22 protein-coding genes are annotated in these 21323 nt (G+C 70.2%); 20 read left to right on the top strand and 2 right to left on the bottom strand.

The window, feature by feature from the left end; all coding sequences use genetic code 11:
- Positions 1-136: 136 nt before the first annotated feature.
- Positions 137-613: an NUDIX domain-containing protein gene (locus WML84_RS01255; protein WP_347344341.1), complete on the bottom strand. Its 477-nt coding sequence runs from the start codon at positions 611-613 to the stop codon at positions 137-139.
- Between the two features lie 40 nt (positions 614-653).
- Between WML84_RS01255 and WML84_RS01250 the strand changes: the two genes are divergently transcribed.
- From WML84_RS01250 to WML84_RS01155, 20 genes are all read left to right on the top strand, one after another.
- Positions 654-1241 carry a GNAT family N-acetyltransferase gene (locus WML84_RS01250; protein WP_347344340.1) on the top strand — a complete coding sequence of 196 codons (588 nt, stop codon included), beginning with the start codon at positions 654-656 and terminating at the stop codon, positions 1239-1241.
- Between the two features lie 79 nt (positions 1242-1320).
- A complete protein-coding gene (dnaE, locus tag WML84_RS01245; RefSeq protein WP_347344339.1) occupies positions 1321-4833 on the top strand; it encodes a DNA polymerase III subunit alpha in 3513 nt (1170 codons plus the stop codon).
- A gap of 56 nt (positions 4834-4889) precedes the next feature.
- Positions 4890-6032 (top strand): hypothetical protein, encoded by a 1143-nt coding sequence (locus tag WML84_RS01240; RefSeq protein ID WP_347344338.1) that lies wholly within the window; start codon positions 4890-4892, stop codon positions 6030-6032.
- A gap of 28 nt (positions 6033-6060) precedes the next feature.
- Entirely contained in the window at positions 6061-6348 is a 288-nt protein-coding gene (locus tag WML84_RS01235; protein ID WP_347344337.1) for an antibiotic biosynthesis monooxygenase family protein, read from the top strand.
- Between the two features lie 150 nt (positions 6349-6498).
- On the top strand, positions 6499-6861 hold the full coding sequence (locus WML84_RS01230) for a hypothetical protein (RefSeq protein ID WP_347344336.1): 363 nt from the start codon (positions 6499-6501) through the stop codon (positions 6859-6861).
- Positions 6862-6949: 88 nt separating this feature from the next.
- Positions 6950-7621: a thioredoxin domain-containing protein gene (locus tag WML84_RS01225; RefSeq protein WP_347344354.1), complete on the top strand. Its 672-nt coding sequence runs from the start codon at positions 6950-6952 to the stop codon at positions 7619-7621.
- 103 nt (positions 7622-7724) lie between these two features.
- The gene (locus WML84_RS01220) at positions 7725-8423 is read left to right on the top strand and encodes a copper resistance CopC family protein (RefSeq protein WP_347344335.1); all 699 of its coding nucleotides are present in this window, start codon (positions 7725-7727) and stop codon (positions 8421-8423) included.
- Positions 8424-8461: 38 nt separating this feature from the next.
- Positions 8462-8743 (top strand): zf-TFIIB domain-containing protein, encoded by a 282-nt coding sequence (locus WML84_RS01215; protein ID WP_347344334.1) that lies wholly within the window; start codon positions 8462-8464, stop codon positions 8741-8743.
- 73 nt (positions 8744-8816) lie between these two features.
- Positions 8817-9287 (top strand): signal peptidase II, encoded by a 471-nt coding sequence (locus tag WML84_RS01210; protein WP_347344353.1) that lies wholly within the window; start codon positions 8817-8819, stop codon positions 9285-9287.
- Complete coding sequence (locus WML84_RS01205; RefSeq protein ID WP_347344333.1) at positions 9284-9622, top strand: DUF6804 family protein; 339 nt, start codon at positions 9284-9286, stop codon at positions 9620-9622. The genes WML84_RS01210 and WML84_RS01205 overlap by 4 nt, the downstream gene beginning before the upstream one ends.
- Positions 9619-10215 carry a TlpA disulfide reductase family protein gene (locus WML84_RS01200; RefSeq protein WP_347344332.1) on the top strand — a complete coding sequence of 199 codons (597 nt, stop codon included), beginning with the start codon at positions 9619-9621 and terminating at the stop codon, positions 10213-10215. Before WML84_RS01205 ends, WML84_RS01200 begins: the two co-directional genes overlap by 4 nt.
- On the top strand, positions 10212-10964 hold the full coding sequence (locus WML84_RS01195) for a cytochrome c biogenesis CcdA family protein (RefSeq protein WP_347344331.1): 753 nt from the start codon (positions 10212-10214) through the stop codon (positions 10962-10964). Before WML84_RS01200 ends, WML84_RS01195 begins: the two co-directional genes overlap by 4 nt.
- Positions 10945-12621 (top strand): cytochrome c biogenesis protein ResB, encoded by a 1677-nt coding sequence (locus WML84_RS01190; RefSeq protein ID WP_347344330.1) that lies wholly within the window; start codon positions 10945-10947, stop codon positions 12619-12621. Before WML84_RS01195 ends, WML84_RS01190 begins: the two co-directional genes overlap by 20 nt.
- A complete protein-coding gene (locus WML84_RS01185; RefSeq protein WP_347344329.1) occupies positions 12618-13550 on the top strand; it encodes a cytochrome c oxidase assembly protein in 933 nt (310 codons plus the stop codon). Before WML84_RS01190 ends, WML84_RS01185 begins: the two co-directional genes overlap by 4 nt.
- A gap of 100 nt (positions 13551-13650) precedes the next feature.
- A complete protein-coding gene (gene lnt, locus WML84_RS01180) occupies positions 13651-15183 on the top strand; it encodes an apolipoprotein N-acyltransferase (RefSeq protein ID WP_347344352.1) in 1533 nt (510 codons plus the stop codon).
- On the top strand, positions 15180-17246 hold the full coding sequence (locus WML84_RS01175; RefSeq protein ID WP_347344328.1) for a cytochrome c oxidase assembly protein: 2067 nt from the start codon (positions 15180-15182) through the stop codon (positions 17244-17246). Before lnt ends, WML84_RS01175 begins: the two co-directional genes overlap by 4 nt.
- Positions 17243-17638: a DUF4307 domain-containing protein gene (locus tag WML84_RS01170; RefSeq protein ID WP_347344327.1), complete on the top strand. Its 396-nt coding sequence runs from the start codon at positions 17243-17245 to the stop codon at positions 17636-17638. Before WML84_RS01175 ends, WML84_RS01170 begins: the two co-directional genes overlap by 4 nt.
- A 215-nt stretch (positions 17639-17853) precedes the next feature.
- The gene (hisD, locus tag WML84_RS01165) at positions 17854-19164 is read left to right on the top strand and encodes a histidinol dehydrogenase (protein ID WP_347344326.1); all 1311 of its coding nucleotides are present in this window, start codon (positions 17854-17856) and stop codon (positions 19162-19164) included.
- Positions 19165-19176: 12 nt separating this feature from the next.
- Positions 19177-19641, top strand: coding sequence for a transcriptional regulator NrdR (nrdR, locus tag WML84_RS01160; protein ID WP_347344325.1), 465 nt, complete (start codon positions 19177-19179; stop codon positions 19639-19641).
- A 22-nt stretch (positions 19642-19663) separates the two neighbouring features.
- A complete protein-coding gene (locus WML84_RS01155; protein WP_347344324.1) occupies positions 19664-20710 on the top strand; it encodes a quinone-dependent dihydroorotate dehydrogenase in 1047 nt (348 codons plus the stop codon).
- 15 nt (positions 20711-20725) lie between these two features.
- Here WML84_RS01155 and WML84_RS01150 read toward each other — a convergent pair whose 3' ends face one another.
- The gene (locus tag WML84_RS01150) at positions 20726-21292 is read right to left on the bottom strand and encodes a DUF3043 domain-containing protein (RefSeq protein WP_347344323.1); all 567 of its coding nucleotides are present in this window, start codon (positions 21290-21292) and stop codon (positions 20726-20728) included.
- Positions 21293-21323 lie beyond the last annotated feature (31 nt).

Raw genomic sequence — 21323 nt, 5'->3', positions numbered from 1 at the left:
CCAGAACTCGTCGCGCGAATGTTACGCGTCCGTGATCTTCGCCGTCACGATGCCGGTGTCCGCGAGGCGCGGGAGCGTCTCCGCCCGGGTGGTGGACGCGGCCGCGACCGGCGGTCGGACGCGGCCGCGACGGCTCTCAGCGACCGCCCTCGAACCGTGCCGGATCGTCCTCGGACAGGGCCGCGGCGATGCGGCGCCGCATGTCGGCGCCGATGTCGGCGGGGAGCGCGTCGAGGTCGTGCCAGCCGACCTCGGTGAGCTCGCCGTCGGCGGGATGCGGCTCGCCCGACACCCAGGTGCAGCGGAACGTCAGGTCGAGGTAGTCGCTCTGGTCGCCGTTCTCGTACGTGACGCGCGGGATCTGGTGCACCCAGGCCAGCCGGTCCACGCGGATGACGACGCCGGCCTCCTCGAGCGCCTCGCGCGCGGCGGCGTCGGCGGGCTCCTCGCGCGGATCGATGATGCCCGTGATCGGCGTCAGCGCGCCGTTGTCGCTGCGCCGGCCGAGCAGCACCTTCTCGTCGCGGAAGACGACGGCGGTGACCCCCGTCAGAGCCAGCGGGGCGTGGCCGACGTGGCGGCGCAGTTCGAGCACGAAGTCGGGTGTGGGCACGGGAGAAGCCTATGTCGGTGGGCTGGGGCACACTGTGACCATGGCGATCGAGGTGCGACCGGCGACGGTCTTCGAGGACGTCGAGGCGGTGATCGGGCCGAAGAACCCCGCGTCGAGCGTGTGCTTCTGCCTGAGCTATCGCATCCCCTCGAAGGAGAACAACGCCATGCGCGGGCCGGAGCGCGCCGCGCGCGTGCGGCGTCTCATGGACGAGGAGGGGCCCATCGGCGTGCTGGCGTACGACGGCGACGTCGCCGTCGGGTGGGCGGCGGTCGCTCCGCGCAGCCTCACGCACTTCGCGACGTTCCGCAAGATCCCGTACGTCGACGACCTCGACGTGTGGTCGCTGTGGTGCTTCCGCGTGCGGCCCGGCCACCGCAAGAAGGGCGTCATGCACGCGCTCGCCGACGGCGCCGTCGAGTTCGCGCGCGGCCAGGGCGCCCCGGCGATCGAGGGGTACCCGGTCGACAACGGCGACGCGCGGGTCGACCTCACGATGGCGTACGTGGGCACCAGGCGGCTCTTCGAGCAGGCCGGGTTCGAGAAGGCCGCCGACACGACGTCGGTGCTCTCCGGCTTCCCGCGCGTGCTGATGCGGAAGGAGCTCTCACCCTCTACTCGAAGGTGAGGCGACCTCGGCGCACGACGCCGCGGACGCGCCCCTGGGACGGGCGGCGGTGTCGGAGGCGCTTCGTAGACTCGAACCCGTGGCATCCGATTCCTTCGTCCATCTGCACGTGCACAGCGAGTACTCGATGCTCGACGGGGCGGCGCGCATCGGCCCGATGATCCAGGAGGCCGCGCGCCTCGACATGCCGGCGATCGCGGTGACCGACCACGGCAACACGTTCGCCGCGTACGAGTTCTACAGGACCGCGAAAGATGCCGGGATCAAGCCGATCATCGGCATCGAGGCGTACGTCACCCCGGGCACGCACCGCTCCGAGAAGGCGCGCGTGCGCTGGGGGACGCCCGAGCAGAGCGACGACGACGTCTCGGGCTCGGGCGCCTACACGCACATGACGCTGCTGAGCGAGACCACGGGCGGCATGCACAACCTGTTCCGGCTGAGCTCGCTCGCGAGCATGGAGGGCTACTACTTCAAGCCGCGCATGGACCGAGAGCTGCTGCAGACCTACGCGAAGGGGCTCATCGCCACCACGGGCTGTCCGTCCGGCGAGGTGCAGACGCGGCTCCGGCTGGGCCAGTACGACGCGGCGCGCGCGGCGGCCGCGGAGTTCCAGGACATCTTCGGCAAGGAGAACTACTTCGCCGAGATCATGGACCACGGGCTCTCGATCGAGCGGCGCGTCATCGGCGATCTCCTCACCATCGCGAAGGATCTCGACATCCCGCTCGTCGCCACGAACGACCTGCACTACACGCACCAGCACGATGCGAAGAGCCACGCGGCGCTCCTGTGCGTGCAGTCCGGGTCGACGCTCGACGACCCGAAGCGGTTCAAGTTCGACGGCGACGGGTACTACGTGAAGTCCGCCGCCGAGATGCGGCAGGTGTTCCGCGACCATCCCGAGGCGTGCGACACGACGCTCATGATCGCCGAGCGCTGCGACGTCGAGTTCGACACGAGCGCGAACTACATGCCGCGCTACCCGGTGCCCGACGGCGAGACCGAGGAGTCGTGGTTCGTCAAAGAGGTGGAGCGCGGCCTGCACGTGCGCTATCCCGACGGCATCCCCGCCGAGGTGCGCGCGCAGGCGGAGTACGAGACCGGGGTCATCGTGCAGATGGGCTTCCCGGGCTACTTCCTCGTGGTCGCCGACTTCATCAACTGGGCGAAGGACAACGGCATCCGCGTCGGCCCCGGCCGCGGATCGGGCGCGGGCTCGATGGCGGCGTACGCGATGCGCATCACCGACCTCGACCCGCTGCAGCACGGCCTGATCTTCGAGCGCTTCCTCAACCCCGACCGCGTCTCGATGCCCGACTTCGACGTCGACTTCGACGACCGTCGCCGCGGCGAAGTCATCCAGTACGTGACCGACAAGTACGGCGACGAGCGCGTCGCGCAGATCGTCACGTACGGCACGATCAAGGCGAAGCAGGCCCTCAAGGACGCCGGCCGCGTGCTCGGCTTCCCGTTCAGCATGGGGGAGAAGCTCACGAAGGCCATGCCGCCCGCGGTCATGGGCAAGGACATGCCGCTGGAGGGCATGTTCGACCCGAAGCATCCGCGGTACAAGGAGGCGTCCGAGTTCCGCACGGTCATCGAGACGGATGCCGAGGCGAAGACCGTCTTCGACACCGCGGTGGGCCTCGAGAACCTGAAGCGCCAGTGGGGCGTGCACGCCGCCGGCGTCATCATGTCGTCCGAGCCCCTCATCGACATCATCCCGATCATGCGGCGCGAGCAGGACGGCCAGATCGTCACGCAGTTCGACTACCCTGCGTGCGAGTCGCTCGGCCTGATCAAGATGGACTTCCTGGGGCTTCGGAACCTCACGATCATCGACGACGCGCTCGACAACATCGAGGCCAACCGCGACGAGAGGCTCGTGCTCGAGGATCTGCCGCTCGACGACCGCGCCGCGTACGACCTCCTCACCCGCGGCGACTCGCTGGGCGTGTTCCAGCTCGACGGCGGGCCGCTCCGCAGCCTCATGCGGCTCATGCAGCCCGACAACTTCGAGGACATCTCGGCCCTCATCGCGCTGTACCGGCCGGGTCCCATGGGCGCGAACTCGCACATCAACTACGCGTTGCGCAAGACCGGCCAGCAGGAGATCACGCCGATCCATCCCGAGCTCGCCGAGCCGCTGAACGACATCCTCGACACGACCTACGGCCTCATCATCTACCAGGAGCAGGTGATGGCGATCGCGCAGCGCGTGGCCGGGTTCACGCTCGGTCAGGCCGACATCATGCGCCGCGCGATGGGCAAGAAGAAGAAGTCCGAGCTCGACAAGCAGTACGCGGGCTTCGAGGCCGGCATGAAGGCGAACGGCTTCGGCGACGAGGCGATCAAGACCCTGTGGGACATCCTGGTCCCGTTCTCGGACTACGCCTTCAACAAGGCGCACTCCGCCGCGTACGGGCTGATCTCGTACTGGACCGCGTACCTGAAGGCCCACTACCCGGCCGAGTACATGGCGGCCCTGCTCACGAGCGTCGGCGACGCGAAGGACAAGCTCGCCGTGTACCTCAACGAGTGCCGGCGCATGGGCATCAAGGTGCTGCCGCCCGACGTGCGGGAGTCGATCCGGTTCTTCGCGGCCGTCGGCGACGACATCCGTTTCGGCCTGGGCGCCGTGCGCAACGTCGGTGCCAACGTCGTCGACGCGATCGTCGCGTCGCGCGAGGCGGAGTCGTTCGCGTCGTTCCACGACTTCCTCGCCAAGGTGCCCGTGCACGTGGCGAACAAGCGCACGATCGAGTCGCTCATCAAGGCCGGCGCGTTCGACTCGCTGGGCTCCACGCGTCGCGCGCTCATGGAGATCCACGAGGACGCCGCCGAGCAGGCCGTGCTCGACAAGCGACGCGAGGCCAACGGCGAGGTCGGCTTCGACTTCGACAGCCTGTGGGACGAGCCGCAGCAGGCGGTCAAGGTGCCCGAGCGCCCCGAGTTCTCCAAGAAGGACAAGCTCGCGTTCGAGCGCGAGATGCTCGGGCTCTACGTGTCGGACCATCCGCTGGCGGGTCTCGAGATCCCGCTCGCGAAGCACGCGTCCACGTCGATCCACGACCTGCTGGCGTCGGACGACGTCCAGGACGGCGACCAGGTCACCGTCGCGGGCCTTGTCACGAGCGTCCAGCACCGCGTCGCGAAGTCCAGCGGCAATCCGTACGGATCGATCACGATCGAGGACTTCGACGGCGAGGTCACCGTCATGTTCCTCGGCAAGAGCTACACCGAGTTCCAGTCGATGCTGGTCGCCGACTCGATCCTGGTGATCCGGGGCCGTGTGTCGCGCCGCGACGACGGGCTCAACCTGCACGCCAACACGGCGTTCGTGCCCGATCTCGGGGCGATGGATGCCGCGGGGCCGCTCGTGCTGGTCATGCCCGAGCATCGCGCCACCGAGACCACGATCGGCGAGCTCGCGCAGGTCCTCGGTCGTCACCGGGGCTCGACCGAGGTCACGCTCAAGCTGCACAAGGGATCGACGGCGAAGGTGTTCGAGGTGCCCGCGCCCGTGACGGTGACCGCAGACCTGTACGGCGAGCTGAAGGGACTGCTCGGACCGCAGTGCCTCGGATAGCCGGTCGCGATGCGGGTAAAATCGCAGACGGCCGCGGTGCGGCGGGAGGGACAGTCGTGAGCAACGAGCACACCAACGCCGAGGACGGATCGACGGACGACGGCGTCCAGGACGTCGCGACGGGCACGGGCCCGCTCGACGCGGGCGAAGAGGCCGGTGCCGTCGTCGCCGGCGACGAGGCGATCGGCGGCGCCGATGCGGCGGACGACGCGGTCGCCGATGCGGGCGACTCGGGCGCCCCGGTCGAGGACGCCGGCATCGAGAGGGCCGCGGACGCGGATGCCGTGGCGGACACGCCCGCGGGGGACTCCGACGCATCCGGTCACGACGGCCGGCCCGACGCGCTCGTGCCCGCCGGGTCGACGCCGTCGGACGACGGCATCCCGCCCCAGTACGGCGTCGGGCCGTTCTCGATCCGCGAGGTCTCGCTCGCGGGGGTCTGGCTCCTCGCCTTCGTCGTGTCGTTCTTCCCGATCTACGGCGCGATCGGCGCCGCCCCGCCGGTGTGGGGGAGCGGCATCGACTGGGTGCTCACGATCGGCGCCCCGACCGCCGCGGTGTTCCTCCTGGTCCTCCGTCGCCTCTCGCCCCAGGGCATCCGGCGCGTGGGGTCGCTCGGGGTCGACCAGTTCGCGTCGGTCGCCTTCTCGGTCGCGGCGATCGTGTGGCTCGGCATCCTGTGGAGCGCGTTCGTGACGCTCGCGAAGTCGGGCGTGTTCTTCGTGACGTGGGTCGTGTGGGTCGAGCTCGTCCTCATGCTCGCGGGCGTCGTCCTCACCGTCGTCGCCCCGGTGCTGCCGGTGCTGGGCGAGGACTTCCGCCACCGGCCCGAGTCGGTCGCGCACCGCAACGCGCGCCGGGTGCGGCCCGTCGCGGCGCGTCCGGTCGTCGTGCGCGAGCCGCGGACGGATGCCGTGCCCGCCGTCGCCGTCGACACGCCGGTCGCGACCCCGACCGCCGACGGCGACGTCCGCGCCGACACGGCTGCGACCGTCGCGCAGGCGCCCGTGTCGCAGGCGTTCTGGGCGCTCGTGCCCGTCGAGCGCGACGTCGTCGACGAGCACGGCGCGCCGCTGTTCCGGATCGGGCCGACGGCGTGGGCGCTCGTGATCGAGGACCGCGGCACGAGCTTCGTGGTCCGTCACGAGGACGGCCGCGTCGGCCACCTCCACGACGTGTCGGGGGTCACGCGTGGGTGACCGCCGCGCGGCGGGAGGCGCCGCCTCGGTGACCGCCGTCGACCTGATCGCCACGATCCCCGCCCGCGACGAGACCGTCGCCGAGGTGCGGGCGCTGCTCGACGCGTATGCGAAGCACTGCCTCGCGATGGACGGCACGGAGCGCTTCGAGGTCTACCTCGACCGCGACGCGCGGCAGCAGGTCGTGGTGATCGAGCGCTACCGCGACGAGGACGCCTTCCGGCGCCACCTCGCCGACCCCGAGAACGGCGTGCTCAACGCGAAGCTCGCCGATCTGACCGACGGCGGCTCCACCCTGCGGTTCCTCGCGGGCTGAGCACGGCCGCAGGGCGCCCCGCTGGTCTCACGGGTGCGGTTCGCAGCGTGGAGTAGACTGTGGGCGATGGTCTCGTCGGCCCGGACTCCGCGATCCGTGATGCTGAACGAGCGACTAGTGATAATGCGGCTCATTACCAGCATTGGTCTCGTGTTCCTGCTGCTCCTCGGGTTCGCCGCAGCCAGCCACCTCGAGGGCGACGGATCCGCATCCGTTCCCATCGCGGTCAGTGCCGTGGTCGATCCGCACGTCGACGTCATCCCGTCGGACTCGGGGCACCAGGCCGTCATCGAGGGGACGTCCCGGGGGCACGCGCTGACGGGTGTGGCGCTGTGCGTCTTCGGCGTGCTGTGCGGCCTGGTCTTCTTCGTTCTGACGCGACTGCTGCGGCAGCGACGTCCTCCTTCCCTGCCCGAGCGGCAGCAGCCGCACGTGCTTTTGCTTCTCGCTCCGTTCGCTCGCCCCCGAGTGAGCGTTCTGTCTCTTCCTCAACTGGGTCTTTCCCGAACCTGAGATCCGGCACGCCGCCTGTCTGGGCGGTATCTGTGCCGGGCTGCGCCCGGACTCTCGTTCGTGCCGTGTGAAGTGTTTGGAGTACCCGATGAAGACCCCTGTGAAGGCGACATTGATCGCCGCCGCGATCGCCGTCGTGCTGGTGCTGGTCGCGATCATCCTCGCCATCGTCAGGCAGAGCCCTGCGCCCCCGCCGGAGGGAGGTGGTGGCGATGCGGGGACGGTTTCCGTCGTGCGGGAGAGCTCGCACGTTCTTGACGACGGCGGCCCGGATGCCGTCACAGTCGTGGAGTTCCTCGACTTCGAGTGCGAGGCGTGCGGTGCGTTCTACCCGATCGTGGAAGACCTTCGGACGCAGTTCGCGGGAGAGATCACCTATGTCGTCCGCTATTTCCCCCTCCCCGGGCACTTCAACTCGAAGAACGCGGCGATCGCTGCGGAGGCGGCCGCGGGTCAGGATCGATTCGAGGACATGTATCGCCGGCTGTTCGAGACGCAGGCAGAGTGGGGCGAAGCGCAGACGTCGCGCGCTGACCTGTTCCGCGGCTTCGCGGAGGAGCTCGGACTGGACATGGCCGCGTACGACGCCGCAGTCGCCGACCCGGCCACGGCCGAGCGTGTGGAGCTGGACTTCAACGAGGGCCGTGCGCTCGGGGTGGGCAGCACGCCGACGTTCTTCGTCGACGGTGAACTGCTTGAGCTGCAGGCGTGGAACGACCTCGAGACGGCGATCGAGACCGCAGTGAACGGCAGCTCCTGATGCGTACGAAGTCATCGCACCGCTGCGCGATCGCGGTCGTGTCATTCGACGACGCCGCGCAGCGCCGACCACATCACCCGTCGCACGTGAAAGAGCATCACTCATGAGCACGACCCGCACCCGCCGGGCGCGCGGGACCGCATCATCGCTGCTGTCCGTCATGGCGGCGTCGCTGCTCGCCGGCGGACTGCTGATGGTCGGTGCACCGCCCGCGGCCGCGCACGACAACCTGATCTCCTCGACCCCTGAGGCCGGCTCCACGGTCAAAGTCTCCCCGGAGGAGATCTCCATCACGTTCAGCGGCGAGCTGCTCACCGCGGCCAGCTCGGTGGTCATCGAGGTGACGTCTCCGGACGGGCAGAACGTGACCGACGGGGAGCCGGTCGTCGACGGAACCACAGTCACGCAGATGTTGACCGCAGGGCCGAGCACCGGCGTGTTCACGGTGCTGTGGCGGGTGGTGTCCAGCGATGGACACCCCATCAGCGACCAGTACACGTACACGGTTCAGGCCGCCACGGGCCCCACCGGCACCGCAGCCCCCGACGGGATGCCGACGCAGACGGCCGAGCCGACCGCCACCGCAAGGGTGGACGTCCACAGCGGCCCGTCCCGAGGCGGAGCGTTCCTGCCGCTGATGGCCGTGGTCGGCGGTGCGATCATCATCGGCGGCGCGCTGTTGGTCGTGCTGCTGGTGGCGCGCAAACGTCGCCGCCGAGACAGGGCGGCAGCTGCCGTGGCCGCCGGTCGCGAGGCGGCGGCAGAGACCCGTCAGATGCGCGAACACCCCACCGACACCTGAACGCGGCGTCCGAACTCGGATGCCCGAAGGAGAACATCATGAAATGTCCCATCGACGCCACCGACCTGCTCATCGCCGAGCGATCCGGCGTGGAGATCGACTACTGCCCCCGGTGCCGCGGCGTCTGGTTGGACCGTGGCGAGCTCGACAAGATCGTCGACCGCGCTTCCGGGGATACACGGACCGGCGGGCATCGAGTCCGGGACGCGGACACCGCCCGTGGTCGGGACCGGGATCACCACGGCGAGGATCGGGATCGGCATGGCCGCACCGGCCGCCGCAGGCGGGAGGGGTTCCTCGGTGAGCTCTTCGACTTCTGATGAGGCGACTCCGTCGGAACACGTCCAGGCCCGCCGGTTCGCGATCTTCTGCGTGACGGCGGGGTCCGTGGTGATGACAGACCAGGTCAGCAAGGCAGCGGCACTGTCCGGGTTGAGCGAGACCGAACGGACCCCGCTGGTGGGTGAGATGTTGGGGCTGCAACTCGCCTTCAACCCCGGTGCGATGCTCGGCCTCGGATCCAGTGCCACGTGGCTGCTGACGGTGCTCGGTGTGACCGCCGTGGTGGTGCTGTCCGTCGCCGCGCTGCGAGCCCGCTCCGCATGGTCGGCGGTCGGCATCGGGTTGGTCTTCGGCGGCGCGCTGGGGAACGTGGTCGACCGGCTGTTCGCCCCGCCGGGATTCGGGCGCGGATACGTGACCGACTTCCTCGCCTACGGAGACTGGTTCATCGGCAATCTCGCCGACGTCGCACTCGGCATCGGAGCGCTCGTCCTGGTGGCCGGGCCCTTGACGCGGCGGGTCGCGAACCGGAGCGATGCCAGCGCGCAGCTGAGCTCGAACTCGTCAGTGGGTGGGCTGTGAGCGAGAAGAGGAAGCGGGCACCGTCTCGCCATCAACGCAACGCGCTCGCCCCGAGCCTTCTCGCCGCCGCGATGCTGTTCCTCGCGCCGGTGCTGCTCGACGGAGACTGGTCCCTGGCGGTGCTGTTCGTGACCGCGATCCTCGCGGTCATCGTCGGCTGGTTCGCGATCCAAGCGAGGCAATGGTGGTGGGCACCGGTCTTCGCAGCGATCGCCGTGCTGTGGAATCCGGTGTTCCCGTTCCCGTTCACCGGTCCGATCTGGATCGCCGCGCAACCTGGCGCCGCGATCGCGTTCCTCGTCGCCGGGGCATTGATCAGGATCGAGCGCACATGAACCGCCGCACACGCATCGTCGTCGCCACAGTGCTCACGACCGTGGTGCTCGCCGGCTGCACCAGCAACGACGGCCCGGCACAGCAGTACCGTGAGGGAAACGAGAAGGGCTACATCGCCGGCGACTTCCAGGTCGTGGAGATCCCGCCCGCCGACCGGGGTGAGCCGGTGGTGTTCGAGGGGGTCACCGAGACCGGCGAGACGGTGTCCAGCGACGACTACCGGGGCGGGGTGCTGGTGGTCAACTTCTGGTACGCCGCCTGCGGGCCGTGCATCGTCGAGGCGCCGCTGCTCGAGGCCGTATGGCAGGAGTACCAGGACCGGGGTGTCGCCTTCCTCGGCGTGAACACTTATGACCAGCCCGCCACCGCCTTGTCGTTCGCACGAGACAACAACGTCACCTATCCGAGCGTGATCGACGTCAACGACGGAAGGGTCAAGCTCGCGTTCGCGCAGGTCACCCCCATCCAGGCCACTCCGACCACCGTGGTCCTGGATCAGGAGGGGCGGGTGGCCGCGCGGATCATCGGTCAACTGGCCAGCGCATCCATCCTGTCGACTCTCGTCGGCGACACCCTGGCAGAGCTCTCGTGAACCCGAGCGCGATGGTCGTGGACGGCGCCCTGTGGGTGGCGCTCCCGCTCGCCGCGCTGGCCGGGTTGGTCTCGTTCGCCTCTCCCTGCGTCCTCCCGCTGGTACCCGGTTACCTCGGCTACCTCGGCGGCGCCGCCGGCACCGCCGGTGCCGGTCGGCGTCCCCCGCCAGGACGGACCCGCCTGCTGTCGGGCGTGGCATTGTTCATCGCCGGGTTCACGGTGGTGTTCGTGACCGTCACGATCCTCGGTGGAACGTTCGGGCTTCTGCTGCTGCAGTACGCGAACATGCTCACCCGCGTTCTCGGGGTCGTGGTCATCCTGCTCGGGCTGGTGTTCATCGGCTTCTTCGGCATCGCCCAGCGCACACTCCGCCCCCCTATCCGGGGCCGGGTCGGTCTGATCGGCGCCCCCCTGCTCGGATTCGCGCTCGGTGTCGGGTGGACCCCCTGCATCGGCCCGACCCTGGCGGCGATCCTCTCGATGTCGTGGAACCTCGGCGATCCCGTTCGTGCCGGCCTGCTGGGCCTCGCCTACTCGCTCGGGCTCGGCATCCCCTTCCTCCTGCTCGCTCTCGGCTGGGGGTGGGCATCTCGATCGGTCGGGTTCCTCCGTCGGCACATCCGCGCCCTGAACGTCATCGGCGGCAGCCTTCTCGTCGTTCTCGGCGTGCTCATGGTGACCGGGTTGTGGGCGGCTCTGATGTCTGCGCTGCAGCAGGTGGTGATCAATGTCCCCCTCCCGCTCTGACATCGACACGGTCGTCGATCCGCTTCGTCCGGACGACCACGCCGACTCCGAAGCGGCCGAGGTCGCCCAGCCCGCGCTCGGTCTGGTCGGATGGTCGCGATGGGCCTGGCGACAGTTGATCAGCATGCGCACGGCCCTGGTGCTGCTCCTGTTCCTCGCGATCGCCGCCGTGCCCGGCTCCCTGTTCCCGCAGCGCAGCGCCGATCCCAACGGCGTCATCCAATGGGAGCGCGACAAGCCGGACGTCTTCCCGTTCGCCGACGCGGTCGGACTGTTCGACGTGTACCGGTCACCGTGGTTCTCCGCGATCTACTTGCTGCTGTTCACGTCTCTCATCGGCTGTGTCATCCCGCGTGCTCGTCATCACTACAGAGCGCTCCGCTCCCGGCCCCCGCGCACACCCGCTCGCCTGTCCCGCCTCTCCGAGCATCAGGAGGTCGCGCTCCCGGCCGGCGGAGGACGGCCCGACCCAGCCGTCCATGCGATAGCGGTCGCCGAACAGCAACTGCGCCGCGCCGGCTACCGGGTGCAGCGATACGAGGGGAGAGGCTGGGTGTCGGTGTCCGCGGAGCGGGGCTATCTGCGAGAGACCGGCAACCTGGTCTTCCACGTCGCCCTGGTCGGCGTGCTCGTCTCCGTCGCGATCGGCGGGTCGTTCGCGTACACCGGGCAGCGGGTCGTCGTGGAGGGCACCACGTTCGTCAACGCACTCAGCGACTACTCCTCGTTCAATCCCGGCCGCTTCATCGACGGCACCGGACTGGAACCCTACTCGCTCACCCTCGACGACTTCCAGGTCTCCTACCAGCCGCCCGGCAGCCCCGGCGCTGGGCAGGCCGGCGACTTCGCCGCCGACGTCACCATCCGTGGCCCCGGCGAAGACGATCGGACGGAGAGCGTGATGGTGAACTATCCGATCACCGTCGCGGGCGACCGCATCTACCTGCTCGGCAACGGCTACGCCCCCACCCTCACCGTTCGCAACGCCCAGGGCGACGTGGTGTACAGCGAGTCGCAGCCGTTCCTGCCGCAGGACTCCAACATGACCTCGCTGGGGATCATCAAGATCCCGGACGGACTGTCCGAGCAGCTCGGCCTGGTCGGCTTCTTCTATCCGACCCAGGGGGTGCTGCCCTCCGGGGCCTTCACCTCCGTCTACCCGGAGGTGGTCAATCCGGTGCTGACGTTCAACGTGTTCAGCGGGGATCTCGGCATCGACGACGGCACGCCTCGTTCGGTGTACACGCTCGAGGTCGACGGGCTCACGCAGCACACGGGCGGCGATACCGGCGTCGATTCGCTGGAGCTGACGCTGGGCGACACCGTGGATCTGCCGAACGGGTGGGGCACGATCACCTGGGAGAGCGCAGGTGCCGACCCCGTGAAACGGTTCGCGTCGCTGCAGATCCAGCGCGACCCCAGCAGCGGCTGGGTGCTGGCGTTCTCCGTCCTCGCCGCTCTTGGGCTGTTCGCCGGCCTGTTCGTCCCGCGCCGCCGCCTCTGGGTGAAAGCGCGGCCCGACGGCGACGGCGTTCGGCTCGAGTACGCCGGTCTGGCCCGGGGTGAGGATCCCGCCCTCGCCCGCGCGGTCGGAGACCTCGCCGCGCAGCACGCGGCAGCGTACGCGGCGGCGACGCGAGAGGGCGAACCGCGATGAGCGAGTGGATCCCCGCCGATCCGCCGACCTTCCTCGGGTTCTTGATGCCCGTGCCGTTGCCCTTCCCGGTCCTGCCCGCTCTGGCCGCGCTCCTGGCCGCCGGATACCTGATCGGCGCGGTCCGGCTGTGGGTGCAAGGTCGCCGCTGGTCGGTGTGGCGCACCGTCTGCTTCCTGACGGGATGCCTCGTCCTGGCTGCGGTCACCGGACTCGGCGTCGAAGCGTACGGGTACGCGCTGCTGTCGGTGTTCATGTTCCAGCAGCTCTCGCTGATGATGGCGATCCCGCCGCTGCTCGTGCTCGGTTCCCCGGGCACGCTGTTGCTGCGTGCCACGCCGCATCACGGCGTCGGGCGTCTCGTCCTGTGTGCCGCCCATCTCGGTCTGCGCAGCCGGGTCTCGCGATGGATGCTCAGCCCCTGGGTGGCGTTGCCGCTGTACCTGTTCGCGTTCTACGGGCTCTACCTCGCCGACCTCGCCGATCGCATCCTCGCCGCCCCCGCAGGCCACATCGCGCTCGAGGTCGCGTTCCTCATGTCGGGGATACTGTTCACCATCCCGGTGCTCTCCGCCGATCCGCTGCCGGTTCGGCTCAGCCATGGCGGCCGCGCTCTCGACGTGTTCGCCGAGGCCGCGCTGCACGCCCTCTTCGGCGTGTTCCTCATGATGGCCCCCGGCCTGCTCGTGGAGCATTTCACCGCCAGCACCATCGCGCTCGGCGTCGACCCGCTCAACGATCAGTGGCTCGCGGGAGCGCTCGCGTGGTCCTATGGCGAGGGTCCGACCTTGCTCATACTGCTCTACATCGTGCACCGCTGGTTCCGCGACGACTCGACGCGTGCCGCCGCCGCTGCTCGCTATGCCGACGTTCACGGCGATCCCGAACTGGACGCCTACAACGCGTACCTCCGCACGCTCGGCCAGAAGTAAGGACCGCCGACGCATGACCGCCACCGCCACCGCGCCCGGCCTCGCCGCCGGGTCGCCGCATCGCCTGTCGGGTCCGCGGCATCCGAGCCCGCTGCTGCCGATGCGAGCCGCGGTGCCGATCGCCGCTGCCGCCGGGATCCTGCTCGATCTGGCGTCGGCGCCGCTCGGGTGGTGGCCGCTCGCGTTCGTCAGCGTGACCTTCGCCCTCGCCACTCTCGTCGGGCGCCGTCTCGGCGGAGCGCTGCTGGTGGGCACGGTCTTCGGCGTCGTGTTCTTCTTCACCCACTTGGTCTGGGTGGGGGAGTTCCTCGGCCCGGCGCCGTGGATCGCGTTGGCTGGGCTGGAAGCGGTGCTGTTCGGCGTCGGCGCCATCCCGATCACGCTCGCCTACCGCTGGACTGCCCGGTTCGGCCCGGGGGCGGCCGGACAGCTGGTCGGGGGCCCTCTGCTGGTCGCCGGGCTCTGGGTGACGCGTGAGATCGCGATGGGCGCGTGGCCGTACTCGGGATTCCCCTGGGCGCGGCTGGGCATGACTCAGGTCGACGGGCCGTTGCCGCAGATCGCGTCATGGATCGGCGTCACCGGCTTGTCCTTCCTCGTCGTGGCGGTCTGCGCCGCCTTGCTGCAATGGTTCCGCTCCGGCGGCATCCGGTTCCTGCGCGGTCTCCTGCCCGCCGCTGTCGGCGTGCTGATCCTGGTGACGGTCCCGCAGTTCCCGACCACGGATGCCGGCACGTTCACGGTCGGGTGGGTGCAGGGCAACGGGCCCGCCGGCTATTTCGACGACCGGAGTCCCAGTGACATGCTCGTCGCGCAGACCCGTGCCACCGAGCCGCTCCTGGGACGGCCGATGGACCTGCTCGTGTGGCCCGAGGGCTCGGTCGACTCCGACCCTCTGACCACCCCCGACACCGCCGCGGCGCTCGACCGCCTCGCGCGCGAGGCGGGAGCACCCTTGCTCCTGAACGCCGCCGTCAGTCGGGGCGGGAACGTCTTCAACACCTCGTTGCTGTGGACCGGGGAGCGCGCCGACCTGCAGTGGCACGACAAGGTCAACCCGGTTCCGTTCGGCGAGTACGTGCCCGACAGGTGGTTCTATCGGCTCCTCGCCCCCGACCTGGTCGGGCTCATCCAACGCGAGTACACGCCCGGCACCAACTCACCGTCGGTGACCGTCGCAGACGTCACGGTGGGGCTCGCGATCTGCTTCGACGTGATCTACGACACCGTGATCTGGGACGGCGCTCGTGCCGGCGCGCAGCTGTACGTGTTCCAGACCAACAACGCCGACTTCCGCGGCACTGACGAGAACGTGCAGCAGCTCGCGTTCGCGCGGATGCGGGCGATCGAGACCGGTCGCGCCGTGGTAAACGTGTCCACCGTGGGGACCAGCCAGGTCATCGCACCCGACGGGACCACCGTCGACACCATAGGCGTCGACACCGCCGCCGGTGGGATCACGACCCTCCCGCTGCGCAGCGGGCTCAGCCCCGCGGCGGTGATCGGCCCCTGGGTCACCGCGGCGCTCCCTTTCGCCGCCGTCGTCGGGCTGGCGATGCTGGGCTTGCTCCACCGTGTCCGGATGCGTGGGGCGCATGTGCGAGTCCACCCCGATCGGCCCCATCGCCCATGACCTCGACAGCCTCTCGTCGCGCCGACCAGGGTTCGATCGCTCTCGGACCCCCTTCTCGTGCTCTCCGCAGCATCGGCCCTGCGATCCTCGTCACGGCTGCGCTCGTCGCTCTGGTCGGCGGTCTGGCATTCGGAGGAGGCGCGGCAGAGCTCCGACTCGGCGACGCCGGCCCCTTGGTGCGCTGGGGTCTGCCCATCGCGAAACTGGTCGTCAACCTCGCAGCGGCGGGCATGGTCGGCGTGCTCGTGACGGCGCTGTTCACCCTGCGGGCCGGTGAGCGCGAGTTCGACGTCGCCCTGGACATCGCCTCGATCGCCGCCGCCCTGTTCACCGCGGCGGCCGGCGCCACGGGGTTCCTCACCTTTCTCAACGTGTTCAACCCCGCAGTGGACGCAGGCCCTCAGTTCGGCCGACAGCTCGGCCGGTTCCTCGTCGAGACCGAGGTCGGTCGCACCTGGCTCATCACGGCGGTCGCGGGCGCCGCTCTCACCGTGCTCACGTTCGCGGTGCGATCATGGCCGTCCACGCTTCTCGTGACGGTTCTCGCGGTCGCCGCCCTCGTGCCGATGGGCACGCAGGGGCACTCCGGCGACGACGCCTTCCACCACGAGGCGATGACGGCGCTCATCCTGCACATCATCGGTGCCGCGGTGTGGCTCGGCGGTCTCCTCTTGATCGTCATGATCCGTCCGCTTCTCCCTCGCGGGCCCATCGCCGATGTCGTCGCGCGCTACTCGAGCATCGCGCTGGCCGCCTTCGTGCTCGTCGTCGTGTCGGGAACGGTGCGTGCCGCGATCGGCCTCGAGAGTTGGTCGGTGCTCGTCTCGCCGTACGGCACGATCCTCGGCGCGAAGGTGCTCGCGCTTGTCGCGCTCGGCCTGTTCGGCGTCCGATACCGCACCCGCCTGATCGGAAGGATGCGTGACTCCGACCGTGCGAGCCGGTCCTTCTGGACACTCGTCCTCTTCGAGCTGGCGGTCATGGGCGCGGCCAGCGGGGCCGCCGCGGCGCTGGCGCGCACACCTCCGCCGAACCCGACACCGGTACCTGAGATCCCGTCCCCCGCGGAACGTCTCACGGGCGCTCCGCTGCCTCCGGAACTCACGATCGACCGGTGGCTCACCGCATGGACCATCGACCTGCTGTGGGCGGTGATCGCCGGGTTCGCGATCTTCTTCTACCTGGCCGGCGCGTGGCGATTGCGTCGCCGCGGCGACGTCTGGCCCGTCCACCGCACCATGATGTGGATCGTCGGCATGCTGATGCTGGTCTGGGTCACCGGCGGCGTCGTCAACGTGTATCAGGACTACCTCTTCAGCATGCACATGGTCGGGCACATGCTGCTCACGATGGCGATCCCGGTGCTGCTGGTCGCCGGCGCTCCGGTGACACTCGCCGCGCGGGCGATCCGAAGACGGGACGACGACACGCGTGGAGGCCGCGAATGGATCCTGTGGGCCGTGCACTCCCCGGTCGCCCGGGTGCTCACCAACCCCTTCGTCGCAGCCGGACTGTTCATCGGGTCGCTGTGGGTCTTCTACTACACCGACCTGTTCAGGTGGTCGCTCTACGACCACCTCGGTCACCAGTGGATGGTCGCGCACTTCTTGATCACCGGCTACGTGTTCGTGCTCTCCCTGATCGGCATCGATCCGGTGCCGTATCGGCTGCCCTACCCGGGCAGGCTGCTGTTGCTCATCGGCATCATGGCGATGCATGCCTTCTTCGGCATCGCGATCATGATGCAGTCCGGGCTCATGGTCGCCGAATGGTTCGGATCGATGGGCCGCACGTGGGGCCCGACGCCACTGGAGGACCAATACACCGGCGGCGGCGTCGCCTGGTCGGTCGGCGAGATCCCCACCCTCGTCCTCGCGATCGCCACCGCGATCCAGTGGAGCCGCAGCGACGATCGCGAGACCAGACGCCGAGACCGTCATGCCGACCGCACCGGCGATGCCGAGCTGCAGGCGTACAACGCGCGCCTCCTCGAGCTCGCCGCCCGTGACGCCCGTGGCCGCGGTGAGGGCGTGGTCCGAGCGCAGCGAGAAGAGACCTCATGACGACGGAGCAGAAGCTCGACGAACGTTATGGCGGGAGCCCGCGGCCTGTCCGGCGTCGTCTCGTCTGGGCAGGTGTGGCCGTCGTGGCCATGGCATCCGTCGCGGGTCTGTCGTGGCTGACCGTCTCCGACTCGTTCGACGACGCCGGATTCGACGAGCTGGGCTACGAGCTTGTGGACGACCGCACGGTGGTCGTGTCCTTTCAAGCCACCCCGCCCTCCGGCACCGGCTTCGCCTGCGCGCTGCAGGCGCTCGACGAGGACTTCGGCGTCGTGGGCTGGCGCGTCATCGAGTACCCGGCATCCGAGACGATCACACGGAGGTTCGTCGAGACCGTGCCGACCCTCGCGCAGGCCACGACCGGCACCGTCCACTCGTGCTGGGCGGTGTAGGCCGGCGGAGGCCACCGCGTCGACGCGGGCGCCTCTCCGGCGATCGCCACGGCCGTCACGTCCACTACGCGCTGTTCGACGAACACGTCACGGACCTGCTCGACGAAGCCATGGGGCATCTCGGGCACCTGCCGCCCGGCGTCCAGCGTCCGGCTTATGCTGCGGTCCTCATCCACTCTCTCCTTGACGGGCTGTCGGCTGGGTAATCTGGAGTGATGCTCCGAACGATCGATCTGCGTGGTCACGCGCTCTCGCCGGCCGAACTTCTGACCGCCGTCCCGCGCGCCACGGCCGCGCGCGAGGAGGCGTACGCCGCCGCCGTCGCGATCGTCGCCGATGTCCGCGACCGTGGTGAGGACGCCCTGCGCGACCAGGCCGAGCACTTCGACGGCGTGACCGGGCATGACGTCCGCGTGCCTGCGGCGCACCTCGACGAGGCCCTCGACACCCTCGACCCGGTGGTCCGCACCGCGCTCGAGGAGGCGATCCGCCGCGTGCGGCTCGCCTCCGCCGCCCAGGTGCCGCCGCCGTCGGTGACCAAGCTCGGCCCCGGCGCCCGCGTGGAGCAGCACTGGCGTCCCGTGCGGCGCGTCGGTGTCTACGTGCCGGGCGGCAAGGCCGTCTACCCCTCCAGCGTCGTCATGAACGTCGTGCCCGCGCAGGTCGCCGGCGTCGCCCAGGTCGCGCTCGCCTCGCCCCCGCAGCGCGAGCACGGCGGACGCGTGCACCCGGTGATCCTGGCCGCCGCCCGCCTGCTCGGCGTCGACGAGGTCTACGCGATGGGCGGCGCGGGAGCGATCGGCGCCTACGCGCACGGCGTCGCGGACGTCGGACTGGCTCCCGTCGACGTCATCTCCGGACCGGGCAACAACTTCGTCGCCCTCGCCAAGCGCGCCGTCGCGGGCACCGTGGGCACCGACTCCGAGGCCGGCGCGACCGAGATCCTCGTCGTGGCCGACGACTCCGCCGACCCGGTGCTGGTCGCCGCCGACCTGGTCAGCCAGGCCGAGCACGACGAGCAGGCCGCGGCGGTGCTGGTGACGGCATCCGTCGCCCTCGCCGAGGCGGTCGCGACCGAGGTCGCCGCCCAGGCGACCGCCACGCGCCACGCCGAGCGCATCCGCACCGCGCTCGCCGGCCCCCAGTCGGCGATCGTCCTCGTCGACGACCTCGACGCCGCCACCGCGTTCAGCAACGCCTACGCGCCCGAGCACCTGGAGCTCCACGTGACCGACCCGCGCGTGGACGACTTCGTCAACGCCGGCGCCGTGTTCGTGGGGGATCACTCGCCGGTGAGCCTCGGCGACTACCTCGCCGGGAGCAACCACGTCCTCCCCACCGGCGGCCAGGCCCGCTACGCGTCGGGACTGTCGGCCTCGACGTTCCTCCGGCCGCAGCAGGTGATCTCGTACGACCGCGACGCGCTCGCCGCCGTGCGCGACGAGATCGTGGCCCTTGCCGCCGCCGAGGCGCTGCCCGCGCACGGCGAGGCGGTGACCGCGCGCTTCCGGCGGCCGGGGCGGTAGTCTGTCCCCGCCATGCACTGCCCGTTCTGCCGCCACCCGGACTCCCGCGTCATCGACTCGCGCACGAGCGACGACGGCCTGAGCATCCGTCGACGTCGTCAGTGCCCGCAGTGCGGTCGGCGCTTCTCGACGATGGAGACCGCGAGCCTCAACGTCATCAAGCGGTCGGGCGTCATCGAGCCGTTCAGTCGCGAGAAGGTCATGTCGGGCGTCCGCAAGGCCTGCCAGGGGCGGCCCGTGACCGAGGGTGACCTCGCGGTCATCGCCCAGGCGGTCGAGGAGACCGTGCGGCAGACCGGCGCGGCGCAGGTCGACACGAACGAGATCGGGCTGGCCATCCTCGGGCCGCTGCGCGACCTCGACGAGGTCGCCTATCTGCGCTTCGCGAGCGTGTACCGCGCGTTCGACTCGCTCGAGGACTTCGAGTCGGCCATCGCGCAGCTGCGCGCCGGCCACGAACGGTCCGCCGACGACTGAGCGCGCCGATACGCTGGACGGGATGTATGCGCTCCTCTTCCGGCATGTCCTCTCGCGCCTCGACCCGGAGTCGGCGCACCACCTCGCGATGCGCGTCATCCGGGTGCTGGGCACGCGACCGCTCACGCCGGTCGTCCGCGGCGTGACCGCGCCCGCGCCGGAGCTGCGCACCGAGGCGCTCGGGCTCGTGTTCGACTCGCCGTTCGGGGTCGCCGCGGGCTTCGACAAGGATGCCCGGGGTGCGGCCGGCCTCTGGGCGCTCGGCTTCGGCCACGTCGAGGTCGGCACCGTCACCGCGATCGCGCAGGACGGCAACCCGCGCCCGCGTCTGTTCCGCCTGATCCCCGATCGTGCCGTCGTCAACCGCATGGGCTTCAACAACCGTGGCGCCGCGGCGGCCGCCGACCGCCTGCGCGCTCTCCGGCGACGGCGGTCGCGCGCCGTGCTCGGCGTCAACATCGGCAAGAGCCGCGTCGTCGACGTCGCCGACGCGACCGCCGACTACGTGCGCAGCGCCACGCTGCTCGCACCGCTCGCCGACTACCTCGTCGTCAACGTCTCGTCGCCGAACACGCCCGGCCTGCGCGGCCTGCAGGCGGTCGAGACGCTGCGCCCGCTCCTGGAGGCGGTGCGGGATGCCGCCGGCTCGACGCCGCTGCTCGTGAAGATCGCGCCCGACCTGCCCGACGACGAGGTCGAGGCCGTCGCGCGCCTCGCCGTCGACGTGGGGCTCGCCGGTCTCATCGCGACCAACACGACGATCTCGCGCGAGGGACTCCGGACGGATGCCGCGGCCGTCGAGGCCGCCGGAGCCGGAGGCCTGTCGGGTGCGCCGCTGCGCGCGCGCTCGCTGGAGGTGCTGCGGCTCGTGCGCGCCGTCGTGCCGCCGGAGTTCTGCGTGATCTCGGTCGGGGGCGTCGAGACCGCCGCCGACGTGCGCGCGCGGCTGGATGCGGGTGCCGACCTCGTGCAGGGCTACACGGCGTTCCTCTATCGCGGCCCGCTGTGGGCGCGCGGCATCAACCGCGGGCTGGCGGCGGCGCTGAGGTCGGGCGCGCGGCGGCGCTGAGGTCGGGCGCGTCGGTCAGGACGGGTACTGGCCGAGCTTGACCTGCGTCTTCGGCAGGCGCATGAAGCGCATCTGGATGGTGCGCATCGCGGCGTACCAGCCGAGGCCCTTCTCCATGCGGTCCTTGCCGAACTTCGCCGCGGCGGCCCGCTTCACGCGGATGCTTGTGATGACCATGTCGCCCACGACGAAGAGGATGAACACCCACAGTCCGATGAACGCCCAGTAGCTGATCGCCGCCATCGGGATGAGGCTGAGGAGGATCACCGCCACCATCGCGGGCATGACGGCCTCGCCGAGGTGCAGACCGGCATCCGCGAAATCGCGCGCGAACTTGCGCTGCGGACCGCGGTCGCGCACCGGCAGGTACCTCTCCTCGCCGGCGGCCAGACCCTGCCGGGCGCGCTCGCGCTTGGCGGCGAGGTCGGCCTTGGCGCGTGCGCGCGCCTCCTTCGTGTCGGGCACGAGCGGGCGCTTGCGGGCGGCCTCGCGCTCGGCGCGCGACGGCGTCGGACGGTTCTTGCCGGGCCCGGAGGGCAGCTCGGGCGCATCGGGCGCGGAGGCGGGAGGCGTCTTGGCCACGGGGTGATCCTCGGGTTCGGCGGGCAGCGTG

It is taken from the genome of Microbacterium sp. (genome assembly GCF_039812165.1).
GTDB lineage: Bacteria > Actinomycetota > Actinomycetes > Actinomycetales > Microbacteriaceae > Microbacterium.
Note: the sequence above shows the minus strand (reverse complement) of the source record. Positions and strands in the feature narration are given on the sequence as shown.